This is a genomic window from Rhodococcus sp. NPDC079359 (genome assembly GCF_040702585.1).
In the GTDB taxonomy this organism is placed as follows: domain Bacteria; phylum Actinomycetota; class Actinomycetes; order Mycobacteriales; family Mycobacteriaceae; genus Rhodococcoides.
The window spans coordinates 1-15,241 of sequence record NZ_JBFBLH010000015.1 but is presented as its reverse complement, the minus strand read 5'-3'; the positions used below and the strand labels follow the sequence as shown (position 1 = coordinate 15,241).

The window sequence follows — 15,241 nt, the reverse complement described above, 5'->3', positions numbered from 1 at the left end:
CTCAGATCAGATTCTGAGACAAGTCGCGTCGGACGAATCGGCCGTGTCCCGCAGTGCCGGAATAGGATCCACCGTCGACGATGATCCGGCCACGCGAGATCACGGTATCGACATGCCCGTCGATCTCGAAACCCTCGTACGCCGAATAGTCCATGTTCATGTGGTGGGTCTTGTCGACGCCGATGCTGGTGTGTCCGTTCGGGTCGTAGATCACGATGTCCGCGTCGGCACCCGGAGTGATGACGCCTTTCCTCGGATACATCCCGAACATCCTGGCCGGAGTGGTGCAGCAGACATCGACCCACTTCTCCAGCGTGATCTTGCCGCTCTTGACTCCCTGGAACATCAGATCGATGCGGTGTTCCACCGAACCGATCCCGTTGGGAATCCTGGAGAAATCGCCGACACCCATCTCCTTCTGGTCCTTCATACAGAACGGGCAGTGATCGGTACTGACGGTCGACACGTCACCGGTGCGCAGGTACCGCCACAACTCGTCTTGATGTCCCTCGGCTCGCGACCGCAGTGGCGTCGAGCAGACCCATTTGGCACCTTCGAAGCCCGGTGCACCGAGTTGTTCCTCGAGCGAGAGATAGAGGTACTGCGGACATGTCTCGGCAAACACGTTCTGCCCGTTGCCCCGGGCCTGCGCGATCTGTTCCAGAGCCTGCTTGGCCGAGACGTGCACGACGTAGAGCGGTGCACCGGTGACGTCGGCCAACATGATGGCTCGATGCGTCGCCTCCTCCTCGAGCTGCCACGGCCGCGACGTGCCGTGGAAGTACGGGGCCGTGTCTCCACGCGCGATCGATTGAGCGACGAGTACATCGATCGCGATGCCGTTCTCCGCGTGCATCATCAGCAGTGCACCCGTTTCGGCGGCGGACTGCATCGCGCGCAGGATCTTGCCGTCGTCGGAGTAGAACACGCCCGGATAGGCCATGAACAGCTTGAAGCTGGTGACGCCCTCGGATACCAACTCGCTCATGGCTTTCAGCGAATCGTCGGTGACATCGCCGATGATCTGATGAAAGCCGTAATCGACAGCGCATTGCCCCGCGGCCTTGTCGTGCCATTGCGCGAGAGTGTCCTGGACGCGCTGTTCGGGTGTCTGAATCGCGAAGTCCACGATCGTCGTCGTGCCACCCCAAGCGGCTGCGCGCGTTCCGGTTTCGAAGGTGTCGGAGGCGAACGTACCGCCGAACGGCATCTCCATGTGCGTGTGTCCGTCGACCCCACCGGGAATGACGTATTTGCCGGTCGCGTCGACGACGACGTCCGCCGAGGTCTTCAGGTCCGCGGCCAGGGAGACCGATCCTGGTGCCAGCACGGCGACGATGCTCTCACCGTCGATGAGCACATCCAATTCCTGTGCGCCGGTGGTGGATACCACGGTTCCGCCGTGCACGAAGGTGGTGGCCATCAGGGTTGCACCAGCGGTCCGTATGCGTCGGGCCTGCGGTCACGATAGAAGGCCCACCGGTCGCGTACCACCTTGAGCAGGTCCATGTCGAGGTCACGCACGATTATTTCGGGTTCCGTATCCGACGCCACTTCGCCGACGAATTTACCTTCGGGGTCCACGAAATAGCTGGTCCCGTAGAAGTCGTCGTCACCGTATTCGGATTCGATTCCGACTCGATTGATCGCGCCCACGTAGTACTCGTTGGCGACGGCCGAAGCGGGCTGTTCGAGCTTCCACAGATAGTTCGACAATCCACGCGAGGTAGCCGACGGATTGAAGACGATTTCGGCACCGGCAAGACCGAGCGCCCGCCAACCTTCCGGAAAATGCCTGTCGTAGCAGATGTAGACACCGATACGCCCGACCGCGGTGTCGAACACCGGCCACCCCAGATTGCCGGGGCGAAAGTAGAACTTCTCCCAGAATCCGTTCACGTGGGGGATGTGGTGTTTTCGATACTTGCCGAGATAGGTGCCGTCGGCGTCCACCACGGCAGCGGTGTTGTACAGAAGTCCGGGCTGTTCCTGCTCGTACACGGGCAGAATCATCACGATGCCGAGTTCTTTGGCCAACGCGGCGAAACGGTCGACGGTAGGCCCAGGTACCGATTCGGCATATTCGTAGAATTTCGCGTCCTGCAATTGGCAGAAGTACGGACCGTAGAAAAGTTCTTGGAAGCAGACGACTTTCGCGCCCTGCTCGGCGGCGGACCGAGCAAACCCCTCGTGTGCCGCGATCATCGATTCTTTGTCACCGGTCCACTTGCTTTGGACCAGAGCAGCTCGAACTGTGGACATCATTGGCACTCCATCTCTCGCTGGCTTGCACCCTCGAGAATATTTTGCGCCGTGTTACGGGGTCGTTCGGCCGGTTTCGTATGTATTAATCGTCGGGACTGTTTTCACGAGTGTGGAAGGAGTGCGCGCACGGCGTCGATGGAGTCCGCGGTGGCGAGGTCCTTGTCGGGGCGATACCGCAGTACTCGCGCGAATCGCAGGGCCACGCCGCCCGGGTAGCGCGGGCTGACCTGCACACCGTCGAGTTCGATTTCGACGATCAGTTCGGGACGCAGGTACACCGTGTGCTCGTCGCGTTCGCGCTCGTGTTTCGGGAATTCGTCGGTCTGCCACTGCAACAGAACGTCGGTCAGGCCCTTGAATGTCTTACCGACCATGATCGGGTCACCGCCGTCGGGATTGCGAGCTCCGAGGTGCAGGTTGGACAGGTAACCGGTGCGACGCCCGTATCCCCACTCGGCTCCGAGGACGACGAGGTCGAGCGTGTGTTCGGGTTTGACCTTCTGCCAGCTCTTTCCGCGGCGGCCTGCGGCGTACGGCGCACCGAGCGCTTTGAGCATGACCCCTTCGTGCCCGGCGTCGAGTGCAGCGTCGAAGTGGGCCGCTGCTGCGTCCGCATCGGGCCGAACGGCACTCGGAATTCGGTGCCCCGGCGCTACCCGGTCCAGTGCGGCGAGGCGCTGCTCCAGCGGGGCATCGAGCAGGTCCACGCCGTCGAGGTGCAGGCAGTCGAAGAAGTAGGGCTGCAGCAGCAGCTCGTGTGCACTCTCGGCACCGAACCGACTCATCGTTTCCTGGAACGGCCTGGGCCGTCCGCTGTCTTCGAGCGCGAGGGTCTCCCCGTCCAGGACCACCGAATCGCACGGCAGCTCGAGAACCAGTTCCACCAGCTCGGGCACACTCGCAGTGATGTCGCGCAGGGTTCGCGTGTAGATGCTCACGTCGGTTCCGGAGCGGTGCACCTGAATTCGCGCACCATCGAGCTTGTATTCGACGGTGAGGTCGCCGGACAACTGTTCCCAGGCAGCGTGTAGAGACTCCGCGGGAGAGGCAAGCATCGGACGGACCGGGCGACCGACCTCGAGCCGGAATGCATCCAACGCCTCGACGCCACCGGTGATGGCGGCATTGGCCGTCGCAGGCAAACGACCCGAGAGCATGAATGCGCGACGCACCGGTGCCTGCGGCAGGTTCGTGGCCGCGGCAACAGCGTCGACCATGATTCCTTCGAGCGCGCCCTGACGCAGCTCGCCGGTGACGAGCCGGATCAAAAACCGACGCTCCTCGGCTGTGCTGCGCGAGAACAGGTCGGTCAGTATCGCTACCCGCCGAGCAGCAGAACCGGCCCCCGACGTCGCCGCGACCGAAGATATCGCCTCGTCCACCTCGGCAACCGTCAGCGTCGAGTCGGCAGCGGCCGCCACGTCGAGATCGGCCAGGGTGCGCCAGCCGACTCCTATCCGCCCCTGCGGCAATTCCCCCGACAGCCACGACACAGCGGGCTCGATGTCGTCGGTCTCGGCCTCGGCGAGCAGGGCAGCGATCTGCCCGATCTTGATCTTGCGCGAACGCGTCGCCGATACTGCGCGGGACGTTTCGACGATCTTCGACATCAACACACATCGAACATAACCGCCCCCACCGACAGACTCGCCTGATCAGGTCATTCCGCAGGCTCCACTCCCGCGCGCTGACATCCAATTGTTACCGGTGTGACTCGAGCGACCACTGTTCTTGCTGTTACGTTCGATTCATGTCAGCCACGTCCGTGCGACAGAACGCGCAGGAGTGGAGCCTGCGGAACGACTCCGTTGCATGGACGACGTGTCAGCTGAACCCGAGAACGCGGTCGCCCCACGCCGCGCGCATGTCACCGTCGGGGTCGTCGACGAGAGTGTCGGATGCATCGATCACCAGCGTCCAGCGCGTCTTCTCGGTGTACGGAGCCCAATGCTTGGACGCATCGAGCGCGGCGGGGACACCGTACCGCGCGAAAGCGAGCCAGCGTCTCTGCATCCGCGCGGACACCGCCATTGCGGGCTTTCGGCCACCGAGCCAGAAGGTGGGGTCTCGGTTGAGCGTTCCGAAATTGCCGAAGACGTACGGCAGCTCGGTCGCATGTCCCGCTCCCACCCGTGCGGCCTTGAGCATCGGCGTCGCATGATCGAATCGGTACATCCATGTCGGCGAATGCCTGCTGTGCGCGTCGGCGATCCACAAACTGGGCATGAGAAATCCTGCGTCCCGCGAAATAGCCTGTGCTCCAGCGGGTTTGTCCCTGTCCGGATACGCCGCCATGATTTCGGCGACACGATAGGCCGGCAGATCCGCGTGGTCGTGCGCGATGGCGCGGAACATCTCGGAGACGGTGTCCGAGGTGATCGGCATCAACGGAGACTTCATGAATCGGAAGATCGAGGGCTCGTCGTGGTTGGTGCCGATGATCAACGGGATCTTGTGCGAGAGCCCCTTCTGGAAGGCAGCCACGGGATAACGCGGAACGATATCGCCGTCGACGACCGGCGAAAGACCAAGTGTCCCAGGAACTGTCGTCGGGATCTCGTAACAGAGCGTGTCGCCGGCGGTGACCAGCCTGGTGAAATGCATGTCGAACAATTCGCCGATGTCTTTCCGGTCGACGCCCACCAATTCGAGGAATCTCGACGCCACCGCGGCTCCGCGGTCGGGGCCGTACACCGAGGTCGCAGGCGCGCTCTGCACGATAGCGCGCTGGAACAGCCCCTCGGCCTTGGGAGAAGTCATCAACGTGGTGACCGACGCTCCCCCGGAGGATTCACCGAACACCGTCACCTGATCGGGATCACCGCCGAACGCAGAGATGCACTCGCGGACCCACTGCAGTGCGGCAATCTGATCTCGCAGCCCCAAATTGGTCTCGAACGTGTGCTCGTCGGTGGAGAACGAGGAAAGGTCGAGGAACCCGAACGGGCCCAGCCGGAAATTGATGGTCACCACCACCACGTCGCCGTTCTCGCTGAGGTTCCTCCCGTCGTAGACCCGCTGGGCGGACGATCCGAGCGAGTACGCACCGCCGTGGATCCAGACCAGCACCGGCCGCAGTTCCGCGCCGGGACGGGGAGCCCAGATGTTGAGCGTGAGACAGTCCTCGGAAATCGACAGCGACGGATCGATCGGCACCGGACTGTCGCGACCCTGCGGAGCCATCGCACCGAACTCGAGGCCGTCAAGCACTCCCGACCAGGGCTGCAACGGACGCGGCGCACGGAACCGGAGCTTGCCCACCGGCGGCGTCGCGTAGGGAATACCCCTCCAGGCCACGATGGGCGACGCATCGGCAGCGACCGGATAGCCGAGAACGTCGCCGTAGGGCGTGCTCACGAGCACGGTGGAATCGGACGCAGCGGAGTCAGACGCGGTGTCCATGGAACCTCCCCTTCGGTCGTTGCCCAACGTACCAACATCAACCATCCCCTCGGCGACGATACGCACAGCGTCGACGCCCGCGAGCGAAGGAACCGGCGATGAAGACAATCGGATGTGCCGCAGTGGCAATCGTCGGGGCGTGCCTGCTCGGAGGCTGCGGCTCGAGCGGGGAAGGCAACGGTCCGATGGCGACCGTGATCACCGACCGCCCCACCCCGATCACCACGGCTCCCTCCGTCACCTCCGCCGCGCCGGCATCACCGTCCACCCCAACGACGACCACGCCGACGTCCACCACGGCGGCACCGACGAGTCCTGTTGCAGCCCAGGCAGAACCGCAGGACTACGCGGGCAAAGCACCCGGCTGGTACTACTTCACGAGCCCGAGCGGAAAATTCGAGTGCGGTATCGCCGTGCTCGAGTCCTCGATCGCCGGATGCCACGGGTCACTGCCTGATTCGGCACCCGAGGTTCCCGGCAGCGGGGCGTCGGGAACGGCGGTGAAACCCAACGCTGTGCAGCTGATTGCCGGGTCTGCGGCGAAGTTCGAGAGCTTGGGTGATCCCAAGTTCCACCGTTTCGACGGCCCTGCGGCGGCCTTGCCGTACGGCGAAGTGCTCACAATCCCCGGAAGTGGCTCCACCAACGGCCTCCAGTGCAGCGTCGACGAGCAGACCGGGGTCACGTGCACCGATCAGGTAGGCCACGGTTTCACCGTCTCGGACGACGATTTCGACCTTCGTTGACGGTCTCGTTCGCGCGGCAAACAACCAGGCGTAATGTCCGGGGACGGTACGACAATCCCTGCCGTACGGTCTCCCCAGCGGCCGACGCCTGTGCGCGCGGCCGGAAGGTGCATCACTCATGAATCAGACCTCGGACCGCCACACAGCGAAGGTCATCGGCGTCAGCATCGCCGCTGCTGTGGGCGGATTCCTGTTCGGCTTCGACAGCTCGGTCATCAACGGCGCTGTCGACTCGATCGAAGATCACTTCCTCCTCGGTTCGTTCACCACAGGCTTCGTGGTCGCGATCGCGCTCATCGGGTGCGCAGTGGGTGCCTGGTTCGCCGGCAGCCTCGCAGACCGCTGGGGACGCAAGAAAGTCATGCTGCTGGGCTCGGCCCTGTTCGTCATTTCCTCGATCGGTTCGGGATTGGCCTTCAGCGTCCCCGACCTCATGCTCTGGCGCGTACTCGGTGGCCTCGGAATCGGCATCGCCTCGGTGATCGCCCCGGCCTACATCGCCGAGATCGCTCCGGCCAAATGGCGCGGCTCCTTGGCCTCGCTCCAGCAATTGGCCATCACCATCGGCATTTTCGCCGCTCTACTGTCCGACGCCCTTCTCGCCGGCGCAGCCGACGGCGCGTCCAACGACCTGTGGTTCGGCATCGAGGCATGGCGCTGGATGTTCCTGGTCGGCGTGGTTCCCGCTCTCGTGTACGGGTTGCTGGCCACCCTGATCCCGGAGTCTCCGCGTTACCTCGTCGGTCAGCATCTCGACGAGGAAGCAGCCCGAGTCCTCGCCGAGATCACCGGGGAACTGCACCCGGACGAGCGCATCCACGAGATCAGGCTGACGCTGCGCAAGGAGTCGCGTTCGTCGTTCGCCGACATTCGCGGTCCGAAGTTCGGCCTGCAACCCATCGTCTGGGTGGGCATCACCATGGCTGTGCTGCAGCAGCTGGTCGGCATCAATGCGATCTTCTACTACTCGACGACTCTGTGGCGTTCGGTCGGTTTCACCGAGGATCAGTCGTTCACCACCTCCGTCATCACCGCGGTGATCAACGTCGTCATGACGTTCGTGGCGATCCTGTTCGTCGACCGTATCGGTAGGCGCAAACTGCTGATGGCCGGCTCGATCGGCATGTTCGGCGGACTGGTCATGGCGTCGGTGGCGTTCTCGCAAGCGACCGGCAGCGGCGACAACGTCACCTTGCCCGCTCCGTGGGGTGCGATCGCCTTGGTCGGGGCCAATCTGTTCGTCATCTTCTTCGCCTCGACCTGGGGTCCGATCATGTGGGTCATGCTCGGTGAGATGTTCCCCAACCGCATGCGCGCCATGGCACTCGGCATCGGTACCGCAGCCAACTGGATGGCCAACTTCGCTGTCACGCTTGCTTTCCCGCCGCTGACGTCGTCTGTGGGTCTGTGGGTGATCTACGCAGGGTTCGCGTTGTTCGCCGCGCTCTCGTTCTTCTTCGTCAAGGCCAAGATCCGGGAGACCAAGGGTATGGAGCTAGAAGACATGCTGGGGTGATGCCGGACCGCAGATACAGGGGCAACAGCAGCACCATCGAGTGACCGGTGTTACTGTCACTGTCGTTCTGACACGGGGTGTGTCCGCCGATGCGGATGCTGAGATCAAACCCGCCGAACCTGATGCAGGTAATGCTGACGAAGGGATGTCAAGGCGATGACGCCTGTTGTATCTGCGGACCCGGTCCGCTTCACCGATCTACTGTGGGATGCGTCCGAGAACATTCGACGGGCGATCGACGACCTCGAATTTCTTCGGCTCCTCGGGGCGGGGACGCTTCCGCTCGATGCGTTCCGTCGGTACCTCGAACAGGACTCGCTCTATCTGGGCGGATACGTCAAATCGCTGTCACTGCTGGCAGCGCACGCACCGAACCCGGCCGTCGGCGCGTTCTGGGCAAGCGCCGCCGCGAGTGCGATGGACGAAGCCGCATCGCACGAAGCGATGCTGAACGGTGGAGCACTGCCCCCGTCGCCCCGGACGCCCGAGCCCTCACCGGCATGCCTGGGCTACACGTCCTACCTGACCGCGACGGCGGCAACCGAACCGTATCCTGTTGCGGCAGCAGCTGTTCTGCCGTGCTTCTGGATCTACGCCGACGTCGGTCGCTCACTCGCCAGTGCAGCGAAGGCTGTTCTCGATCGAGATCCCGAGCATCCGTACGCGCAGTGGGTGGCCGCGTACGATGCGCCGGAATTCCATGCCATCGTCGACGCCGCCAGGACATTCGTCGATGACGCCGCAGCGGCCGCGACGCCGACGCAGCGCGAACAGATGATCGACGCCTTCGTCGTGGCATCGAGATACGAATTGATGTTCTGGGACAGCGCATTACATCCCACCCCATGGCCCCTGGCCGAGAGTGCGGTGTACGCATGAGAACCACTCGGATTCTCGCCGCGTTGGCGGCGGCAGTCGTTGCCACGACCGGCCTGGTGGGGTGCTCGGACTCGACGGACTCGAACACCATTCGGTTCGCCCTCGACTGGACGCCGAACACCAACCACACCGGCCTGTACGTGGCCCTGCAAGAGGGCTATTTCGCAGACGCAGGTCTGGACGTGGAGATCCTCCCGTACAACAACACCGCGGCAGACACTCTCGTCGATGCCGGAAACGCCGAGTTCGGAATCAGCACACAGAGTTCGGGCGTCTTCGCCACCTCGGCGGGCGCGCAGACCGTCTCGGTCCTCGCGCCGCTCCAGCACTGGGCGACCGGTATCGGAGTTCGTGCAGACAGAGACGACATCCCGAGCCCGAAAGCACTCGACGGCAAGGTCTATGCCGGCTTCGGCGAGTCCGGCGAACAGGCCGGCCTGCAACAGGTGATCAAGAACGACGGCGGCACAGGCGAATACGAGACGGTGGTACTGGGCACATCGGCGTACGAGGCGGTCTACTCCGGTACCGCCGACTTCACCGTCTCCTACTTCGCGTGGGAAGGCATCGAGGCCGAGCACAGCGGAACTCCGATGAAGTACTTCGACTACACCGACTACGGATTTCCCGACGCCTACGCCATCACGATCAGCGGCAACGAACCGTGGCTCGACGCCCACCCGGACGAGGCGAGGAAGTTCGTGCAGGCACTGCAGCGCGGCTACCAGCTCGCTGCCGACGATCCGGACAAGGCCGCACAGGATCTGATCGACGCCAACCCGGGAACCTTCACCGACGAATCGCTCGTCTTCGAGAGCCAGGAGATGCTCGCCGCGAAGTACATGAAGGACTCCAACGGCGAGGTGGGACGACAGAGCCTCGACAAGTGGGCCGCCTACTCGAAATTCCTCTACGACAGCGGTGTGCTGGCCGATCAGAACGGCGCGCCTCTGACTGCGGAGCCGGACTGGTCGACGTACTTCACCAATGACTACCTCGGCGATCGATGAGTCGGTAGCCGCTGACCGAGGTTCCTACTCGTTCAGCGGTATCCGAGCCTCGCTGCGGTGGGCGTGGCCCGCGCTGACCGTCGTCGTCCTACTCATCGCCGCCTGGCAGATCTATGTCGAGATCAGCGGCATCCGGCCGCAGGTGCTGCCGTCCCCCAGCCGCGTGGTGGTCCAGGGTTGGGCGCAGCGCGACGCGATCGCCGAGAACGCAGCGGCGACCCTGCAGGTGACCCTCGTCGGCTTCGCGGTCTCCCTCGCCCTGGCGTGGTTGCTGGCCATCGCGGTGGATTTCTCGCCGTGGCTGCGGCGCGCGTTCGTTCCCCTCTTCGTCGTATCGCAGACGCTCCCGATCATCGCGATCGCGCCGCTGCTGATCATCTGGTTCGGCTTCGGGCTGCTTCCGAAGATCCTGGTGATCGCACTGGCCACGTTCTTCCCGATGGCCATCGGGCTCATCGAGGGTTTCGCGGCGGCCGATCGAGACGCACGATCGCTGCTGGCCAGCATGGGAGCATCGCGCTGGCAACAGTTTCGATACGTGCGGCTACCGTCGGCGCTTCCGCGGTTCTTCACCTCTCTTCGCATCGGAATCACCTACGCCGTGGTCGGCGCGATCTTTGCCGAATATGCCGGAGCCAGTGCAGGGCTCGGCATCTACATGAGTCAACAGAAGAACTCGTTTCGTACCGATCTGGTTCTCGCCGCGGTTGCCGTGACGGCCGTGATCAGTGTGGTCCTGTTCGTCTCCACCTTTGTGGTGGAGCGGTTCGTCGCGCCTTGGGCGCGTCACGGTTCGGTGGGTCTTCATGTCTGACCCCGACACCTTCGTCGATGTTCGCGATCTCACCAAGTCGTTCGGCGAAAAGCCTGTGCTCGACGGTATTTCGTTCGGGGTGCAGCCTGGTGAGTTCGTATCGATCATCGGTCCCAGTGGCTCGGGCAAGAGCACTGTGTTCAACATGCTCGCCGGGCTCGACCGACCCGATTCCGGCACGGTTCGGGTACCGCCGTGCGCCTACATGCCGCAGAAGGATCTGCTGTTTCCGTGGCGTTCGGTATTGGACAACACCACCCTCGGTCTCGAAGTGCAGGGCGTCGCCAAGAAGGAGGCGCGTGCGCGGGCACGCGAGCTGTTTCCGGTCTTCGGCCTGGACGGGTACGAGTCGGCCAGGCCGTTCGAGCTCTCCGGCGGTATGCGCCAGCGAGCGGCGCTGTTGCGCACGGTGGTGCAGGGTCGATCGGTAGTGCTGCTCGACGAGCCCTTCGGGGCGCTTGACTCGTTGACGCGAAGCGACATGCAGGCCTGGTTGCAGCAGGTCTGGTCGGAGTTTCGATGGACGGTACTGATGATCACGCACGACATCCGTGAAGCGGTCTACCTCTCCGATCGCGTGATCGTCCTCTCCCCCAGACCCGCCCACGTTCGACGCCAGGTCGAGGTGACGCTACCCCGCCCACGCGGGCTCGAGATCGTCACGACGCCGCAGTTCGCAGCGGTCGAGAAGCAGCTGATGGACGTTCTGCTCAGCGCGTCGACGCTCTGACCGACATAACGACGCCGACCTCGGGTGGTGTCGTTGTCTGGCCGTTCGAGCGGACTTCGCCAGGCTACTGGGCCCTCACCTGGCAGTTGTCCCACCCAATCGCAGCGCGAGATCGTCGACGGCGGAGAACGCCGCCTCGAGATTGGCTTGCGCCTTGGGAATCTGCGGCGCGAGTGCGGGCACCCGCTCGGCGAGCGTCAAGTCGACCGGAACGAAGTGAACCTCCATTCCCAGCGCAACTTCGAGCACCTGACGCAGTTGTGCAGTGGTGTGATCGGCGGACGCGTTGTCCGTACCGGGGGTGTAGTCGTTTCCCCGGCTGGTCACCACGACCACGGGCTTGCCGACGAGGGGTGCGGTGTCACTGTCGAACGGCACGGTGATGCCCGGAACGTGTACGTAGTCGATCCAGGCTTTCAGGGTCGACGGAATCGACCAGTTGTACATCGGCGCACCGATCAGCACTACGTCCGCAGAGATCAATTCCTCGATCAGTTCCACCTGCAGCGCCTCGGCAGAGGGCTCCACGGTTTCGTCTGCGGTTCGCAGATGAGGTGCCCAATGCAGCGCGGAGGTGGGCAGATGCGGCAGCGGACTCGTGTGCAGGTCTCGATGGATCACCGAGTGGTCCGTGCCGATCCCATGCCAGGCGTCAGAGAAGCGGGCCGTGACCCGACGGCTGGTCGAGCGGACCGGGTCGGCGGACGAATCGAGGTGCAACAACTGCGGCACTGAACGCTCCTCACATGATGGGTGCTTCGAGCCTATGCGTAGCGCCGCGTTCGCTCGCTCCTATCCTGGACGAATGGACTTCCGATTCGTCATGCCTGCCCTCGATTCGCGATCGGCCACCTCGCTGGCGGCGGTCGTTCACGAGCGCACCGGGTCAGACGTCGACATCAGGATCGGCGGTTCGGAGGTCCGACTCGACGACGCGACACGCAGCGCGGTGTTGGAACTTCTCACCCAGCTCGCGACCGGCCGGGCGGTGGCAATCGGTACCGTCGACGAGTTGCTGACCACCTCGCACGCTGCCGAGGTGCTCGGTGTTTCGGACACCTATGTCAGACGGTTGGCCGATGCAGGCGATCTACCGATCGAAATGCGCGGCACCCACAGACGATTTCGGCTCGAAGACCTTCTGCGGCATCGTGATCGATTCCGGTGACGATGACGGTTGCCGTCACCCGGCCTCACGTTCGAAGTGCTCGGACTGGACCGTCATGAGATCACGGAACGCCTGTCCGGCGGCCAGCCAGAGCTGTTCGGAGTCGATGTAGTCCACCCCTCGGACCTCGACGTCGCCCAGGTAAGCGCCGACGTCGACCGACAGCATTCCGATGACCGAAGAGACGTCGGCATCGAGATACGTGGATTGGGTGTTCTGCAGCTCGCGGAACTGAGCCGAGAAGAATTCAGCTGGGATCCTGCGATCGACGAACTGGGCGATCAGGAACAGGAAGCGGGACGCATGGGCGGAGCCCGTCCGGAAGGAATGTTCCATGGTGAAGACCTCTCCCCACGGTCGACAGCACCCCTCGCACTGTCGACCGTTGAGCTCGCTGGTACCCGAATTTCGATGATCGGACGAACTCTCGAACATCGATTCGACCCAGGGGCTAAAACAGGGAGCTCGTCCTACCAGGGCCAGATTAATCGGACCTTTCTCCGGTTTTGACCGGAAAAGGCGATTTGATGAGGAGTCACAACTACACAGTCCCGAGCTGTGGTTCTCTACTGAAACGATCCCAGCGGAGCACGATCCGGAGTGTCCAGTTGCCAGAACTGCCAGCCGTCCCGCTCTTCGACGTCACCACTGATATGTGTTGCTACCGCACTGGCAGCGACGGAAGGATTGTCGAACCGTCGGCCTTCCATCGGTCCTGCGGTGATCTCGAGTCGCTGCGTTTCGGGATCGTAGCGTCCGCTCAGCCGATAGCCCTCGCAATCGGCGACCACGCGTACTCGGTTGTCGATCACTTCTTCTTCCAAGGCCGCCTTGGCCGACTTACGGGGTGCTTTCACCCGGGGAGTACGTACCCACGTCTGTTCGGGGCCGACATCGATCGTCGTGTCCAGCGTCGAGCTCAGACCCAGCAGGTCCCAACGCTCGCTGCCGTGCAGCACTCGGTCCACCGCGATTGCGTGGTGCCCGGTCCTGGTGCGCAGTGGCGAATCCTGGACCCAGAGGTCGACCTCTCCGCGAATGTCGGTGGCCATCTCTTCCGACGACACCATGTAGAAACGCGGCTCTTCGTTCGCGAGATCGACGAACACCCAGTACGAGGATCCGGTGTCGTCACTCTCGAGCGATTCGTCCTGCCTGCGGGCCTTCCAATCACCCGTCACCTTCGATCGAACTCGAACTATGCACGACGACGTGCCGTCCATCGACCAGACCTGCACGGGATTTCGGCGCGACGTCGTCAGCCGCTCCGCACGTCCACCGCGCTGAGCGACGGTTCGGATGAATGCCTTGATTCCCCGGTCGGATGTGTCTTCCACGGATTGCCACCTTCAGCCTCGAGAGCGACCCGTACTTATGAAGAGCGGTGTTGCGACGGGTGGCGCTGGCACGACTCGGTTTCCCTCACCCTACTGCGTCGATGCCTGCTCGAGTAACCGCAGAACGCCCCACCGGAGGAGTGCCGGTTACCGTGGTGGCACCGAAACTCGGCCAGGAGGTACCACCATGCCGGTCAAGATCACCCACGACACTGTTGACCACAGGTTCGAGATCCATGTCGATTCCGAGCTGGCAGGCTACTCGGAGTACCTCGAATCGGACGGATCGCGAACGTTTCATCACACCGTGACGCTTCCGCAGTTTCGCGGCCGAGGACTTGCCGCCGCCCTCACCGAATACGCGCTCGACGACACCAGCACGCAGGGTCTGCGCGTTGTCCCCGCGTGCTGGTTCGTTCGCGACTTCATCGCAGCCGCGGGCGATCGCTATTCACATCTGACCGTCCTCTGACCGTCAGCGACGGGACGACATCACCTCGACGCTGATCTCGGATTCCGATTCGCAGTCCTTCGAAGCCATGTCCTCCGCAGCCTCACCATCACATGAATTCGCTTCTGCAACAGTTGCTTCGGCAGCTCTCTCCGCCGCGACCCGACGCCGTTCGTAGTTCTGCGCACCCCGCGCGACGCGTTGTCGATGTTCGTTCAGGATCTGTTCGTAGTGGTACATCTGTTCTCCTACAACAAGAGTGGACGCCGAGCACAAAGCATTGCTGTGCGGCGAAGAATTGGATCGATTGCTGCATGTCGTCGGCATGAACCGACCGATTCTGCCGAAGGCTCACTCAGAGAACATGATCGGCAACCATGGCAAGCCGCGTATAGACGAATCGACGGCCCACGGAAATCGCGCCTGCTGCCATTGTCCACCTCCACGGTCTCTGCGATGTGCCTGTGCCACGATCATGCACGGCTGCAGCGACGAACTCCACCGATTAAATTGAACGGGTGACGACGAAGGAGTTGTTGTCCACCAATTCTCCTGGCGCAGCAGGTGATTCGCGTCGACTTTGCCCTCTCTGCGATGCCGCGAGACCCACACAGTGACGACGCCTCGAACCGACCCCCGGACGCTGCCCGGTAACACTCGTACGTAGTGTCCGTCCCCTGAGTCGAGGTGATGATTGCGAGCCCGCAACCGCGCGCCGGCACCTGGCTCTGTCCTTGCTTTTCGCAAAAGCGCGCGCGTTCGTCGGGTGCGCGGGAAATGGTGAGTGGTCGGGGTGCGATTCCGCGCGCGGATAGCGAACGCGCGCGCGTGTGTGTCGGGGCCAACGCTCCGGGGCAGTTCGGGGCGGCGGTGTGCGGGTCGACGCGTCTGGGTTGCCTGCGACAGCGCGCGGAGTGACGAAC

At 63.3% G+C, this 15,241-nt stretch carries 15 protein-coding genes and 1 riboswitch; of the genes, 8 read left to right on the top strand and 7 right to left on the bottom strand.

What is annotated here, in order from left to right:
- Position 1 precedes the first annotated feature (1 nt).
- From hydA to AB0362_RS24295, 4 genes are all read right to left on the bottom strand, one after another.
- On the bottom strand, positions 2-1,423 hold the full coding sequence (gene hydA, locus AB0362_RS24310; RefSeq protein ID WP_317534187.1) for a dihydropyrimidinase: 1,422 nt from the start codon (positions 1,421-1,423) through the stop codon (positions 2-4).
- On the bottom strand, positions 1,423-2,262 hold the full coding sequence (locus AB0362_RS24305; protein WP_197477958.1) for a nitrilase-related carbon-nitrogen hydrolase: 840 nt from the start codon (positions 2,260-2,262) through the stop codon (positions 1,423-1,425). Before AB0362_RS24305 ends, hydA begins: the two co-directional genes overlap by 1 nt.
- A gap of 104 nt (positions 2,263-2,366) precedes the next feature.
- Positions 2,367-3,881 carry an ATP-dependent DNA ligase gene (locus AB0362_RS24300; RefSeq protein WP_317534186.1) on the bottom strand — a complete coding sequence of 505 codons (1,515 nt, stop codon included), beginning with the start codon at positions 3,879-3,881 and terminating at the stop codon, positions 2,367-2,369.
- A 208-nt stretch (positions 3,882-4,089) separates the two neighbouring features.
- Positions 4,090-5,667 (bottom strand): carboxylesterase/lipase family protein, encoded by a 1,578-nt coding sequence (locus tag AB0362_RS24295; RefSeq protein ID WP_269595602.1) that lies wholly within the window; start codon positions 5,665-5,667, stop codon positions 4,090-4,092.
- Positions 5,668-5,765: 98 nt separating this feature from the next.
- Here AB0362_RS24295 and AB0362_RS24290 point away from each other — a divergent pair, with 98 nt between their 5' ends.
- The 6 genes from AB0362_RS24290 (at position 5,766) to AB0362_RS24265 (ending at position 11,362) form a co-directional block, all read left to right on the top strand.
- Positions 5,766-6,413 carry a hypothetical protein gene (locus AB0362_RS24290; RefSeq protein ID WP_317534185.1) on the top strand — a complete coding sequence of 216 codons (648 nt, stop codon included), beginning with the start codon at positions 5,766-5,768 and terminating at the stop codon, positions 6,411-6,413.
- A 118-nt stretch (positions 6,414-6,531) separates the two neighbouring features.
- The gene (locus AB0362_RS24285; RefSeq protein ID WP_317534184.1) at positions 6,532-7,929 is read left to right on the top strand and encodes a sugar porter family MFS transporter; all 1,398 of its coding nucleotides are present in this window, start codon (positions 6,532-6,534) and stop codon (positions 7,927-7,929) included.
- A gap of 63 nt (positions 7,930-7,992) precedes the next feature.
- Positions 7,993-8,092, top strand: a riboswitch (TPP riboswitch).
- Positions 8,086-8,808 (top strand): TenA family protein, encoded by a 723-nt coding sequence (locus AB0362_RS24280; RefSeq protein ID WP_317534183.1) that lies wholly within the window; start codon positions 8,086-8,088, stop codon positions 8,806-8,808. Its footprint overlaps the riboswitch before it by 7 nt.
- A complete protein-coding gene (locus AB0362_RS24275; protein WP_317534182.1) occupies positions 8,805-9,818 on the top strand; it encodes an ABC transporter substrate-binding protein in 1,014 nt (337 codons plus the stop codon). The genes AB0362_RS24280 and AB0362_RS24275 overlap by 4 nt, the downstream gene beginning before the upstream one ends.
- Positions 9,796-10,632, top strand: a complete 837-nt coding sequence (locus AB0362_RS24270) for an ABC transporter permease (protein WP_317549873.1) — start codon at positions 9,796-9,798, stop codon at positions 10,630-10,632. The genes AB0362_RS24275 and AB0362_RS24270 overlap by 23 nt, the downstream gene beginning before the upstream one ends.
- Complete coding sequence (locus tag AB0362_RS24265) at positions 10,625-11,362, top strand: ABC transporter ATP-binding protein (protein WP_317549874.1); 738 nt, start codon at positions 10,625-10,627, stop codon at positions 11,360-11,362. The genes AB0362_RS24270 and AB0362_RS24265 overlap by 8 nt, the downstream gene beginning before the upstream one ends.
- Before the next feature lie 75 nt (positions 11,363-11,437).
- Here the strand turns inward: AB0362_RS24265 and AB0362_RS24260 are convergent, their stop codons facing one another.
- A complete protein-coding gene (locus AB0362_RS24260; RefSeq protein WP_317549875.1) occupies positions 11,438-12,094 on the bottom strand; it encodes an NAD(P)H-dependent oxidoreductase in 657 nt (218 codons plus the stop codon).
- A 73-nt stretch (positions 12,095-12,167) separates the two neighbouring features.
- Here AB0362_RS24260 and AB0362_RS24255 point away from each other — a divergent pair, with 73 nt between their 5' ends.
- Positions 12,168-12,530, top strand: a complete 363-nt coding sequence (locus AB0362_RS24255) for a helix-turn-helix domain-containing protein (protein ID WP_149408076.1) — start codon at positions 12,168-12,170, stop codon at positions 12,528-12,530.
- 15 nt (positions 12,531-12,545) lie between these two features.
- Here the strand turns inward: AB0362_RS24255 and AB0362_RS24250 are convergent, their stop codons facing one another.
- Positions 12,546-12,866: a homoserine dehydrogenase gene (locus AB0362_RS24250; RefSeq protein WP_068048442.1), complete on the bottom strand. Its 321-nt coding sequence runs from the start codon at positions 12,864-12,866 to the stop codon at positions 12,546-12,548.
- A gap of 230 nt (positions 12,867-13,096) precedes the next feature.
- Positions 13,097-13,867 (bottom strand): hypothetical protein, encoded by a 771-nt coding sequence (locus tag AB0362_RS24245; RefSeq protein WP_094688133.1) that lies wholly within the window; start codon positions 13,865-13,867, stop codon positions 13,097-13,099.
- Between the two features lie 187 nt (positions 13,868-14,054).
- Between AB0362_RS24245 and AB0362_RS24240 the strand changes: the two genes are divergently transcribed.
- Positions 14,055-14,339, top strand: coding sequence for a GNAT family N-acetyltransferase (locus AB0362_RS24240; RefSeq protein WP_068048422.1), 285 nt, complete (start codon positions 14,055-14,057; stop codon positions 14,337-14,339).
- The last annotated feature ends 902 nt before the right edge of the window (positions 14,340-15,241 follow it).

What these genes read in the sequence shown, in the direction of transcription:
- hydA (WP_317534187.1), bottom strand. Translation starts at nt 1,423, where the DNA reads ATGGCCACCACCTTCGTGCACGGCGGAACCGTGGTATCCACCACCGGC.
- AB0362_RS24305 (WP_197477958.1), bottom strand. Translation starts at nt 2,262, where the DNA reads ATGTCCACAGTTCGAGCTGCTCTGGTCCAAAGCAAGTGGACCGGTGAC.
- AB0362_RS24295 (WP_269595602.1), bottom strand. Translation starts at nt 5,667, where the DNA reads ATGGACACCGCGTCTGACTCCGCTGCGTCCGATTCCACCGTGCTCGTG.
- AB0362_RS24290 (WP_317534185.1), top strand. Translation starts at nt 5,766, where the DNA reads ATGAAGACAATCGGATGTGCCGCAGTGGCAATCGTCGGGGCGTGCCTG.
- AB0362_RS24285 (WP_317534184.1), top strand. Translation starts at nt 6,532, where the DNA reads ATGAATCAGACCTCGGACCGCCACACAGCGAAGGTCATCGGCGTCAGC.
- AB0362_RS24280 (WP_317534183.1), top strand. Translation starts at nt 8,086, where the DNA reads ATGACGCCTGTTGTATCTGCGGACCCGGTCCGCTTCACCGATCTACTG.
- AB0362_RS24275 (WP_317534182.1), top strand. Translation starts at nt 8,805, where the DNA reads ATGAGAACCACTCGGATTCTCGCCGCGTTGGCGGCGGCAGTCGTTGCC.
- AB0362_RS24270 (WP_317549873.1), top strand. Translation starts at nt 9,796, where the DNA reads ATGACTACCTCGGCGATCGATGAGTCGGTAGCCGCTGACCGAGGTTCC.
- AB0362_RS24265 (WP_317549874.1), top strand. Translation starts at nt 10,625, where the DNA reads ATGTCTGACCCCGACACCTTCGTCGATGTTCGCGATCTCACCAAGTCG.
- AB0362_RS24255 (WP_149408076.1), top strand. Translation starts at nt 12,168, where the DNA reads ATGGACTTCCGATTCGTCATGCCTGCCCTCGATTCGCGATCGGCCACC.
- AB0362_RS24250 (WP_068048442.1), bottom strand. Translation starts at nt 12,866, where the DNA reads ATGGAACATTCCTTCCGGACGGGCTCCGCCCATGCGTCCCGCTTCCTG.
- AB0362_RS24240 (WP_068048422.1), top strand. Translation starts at nt 14,055, where the DNA reads ATGCCGGTCAAGATCACCCACGACACTGTTGACCACAGGTTCGAGATC.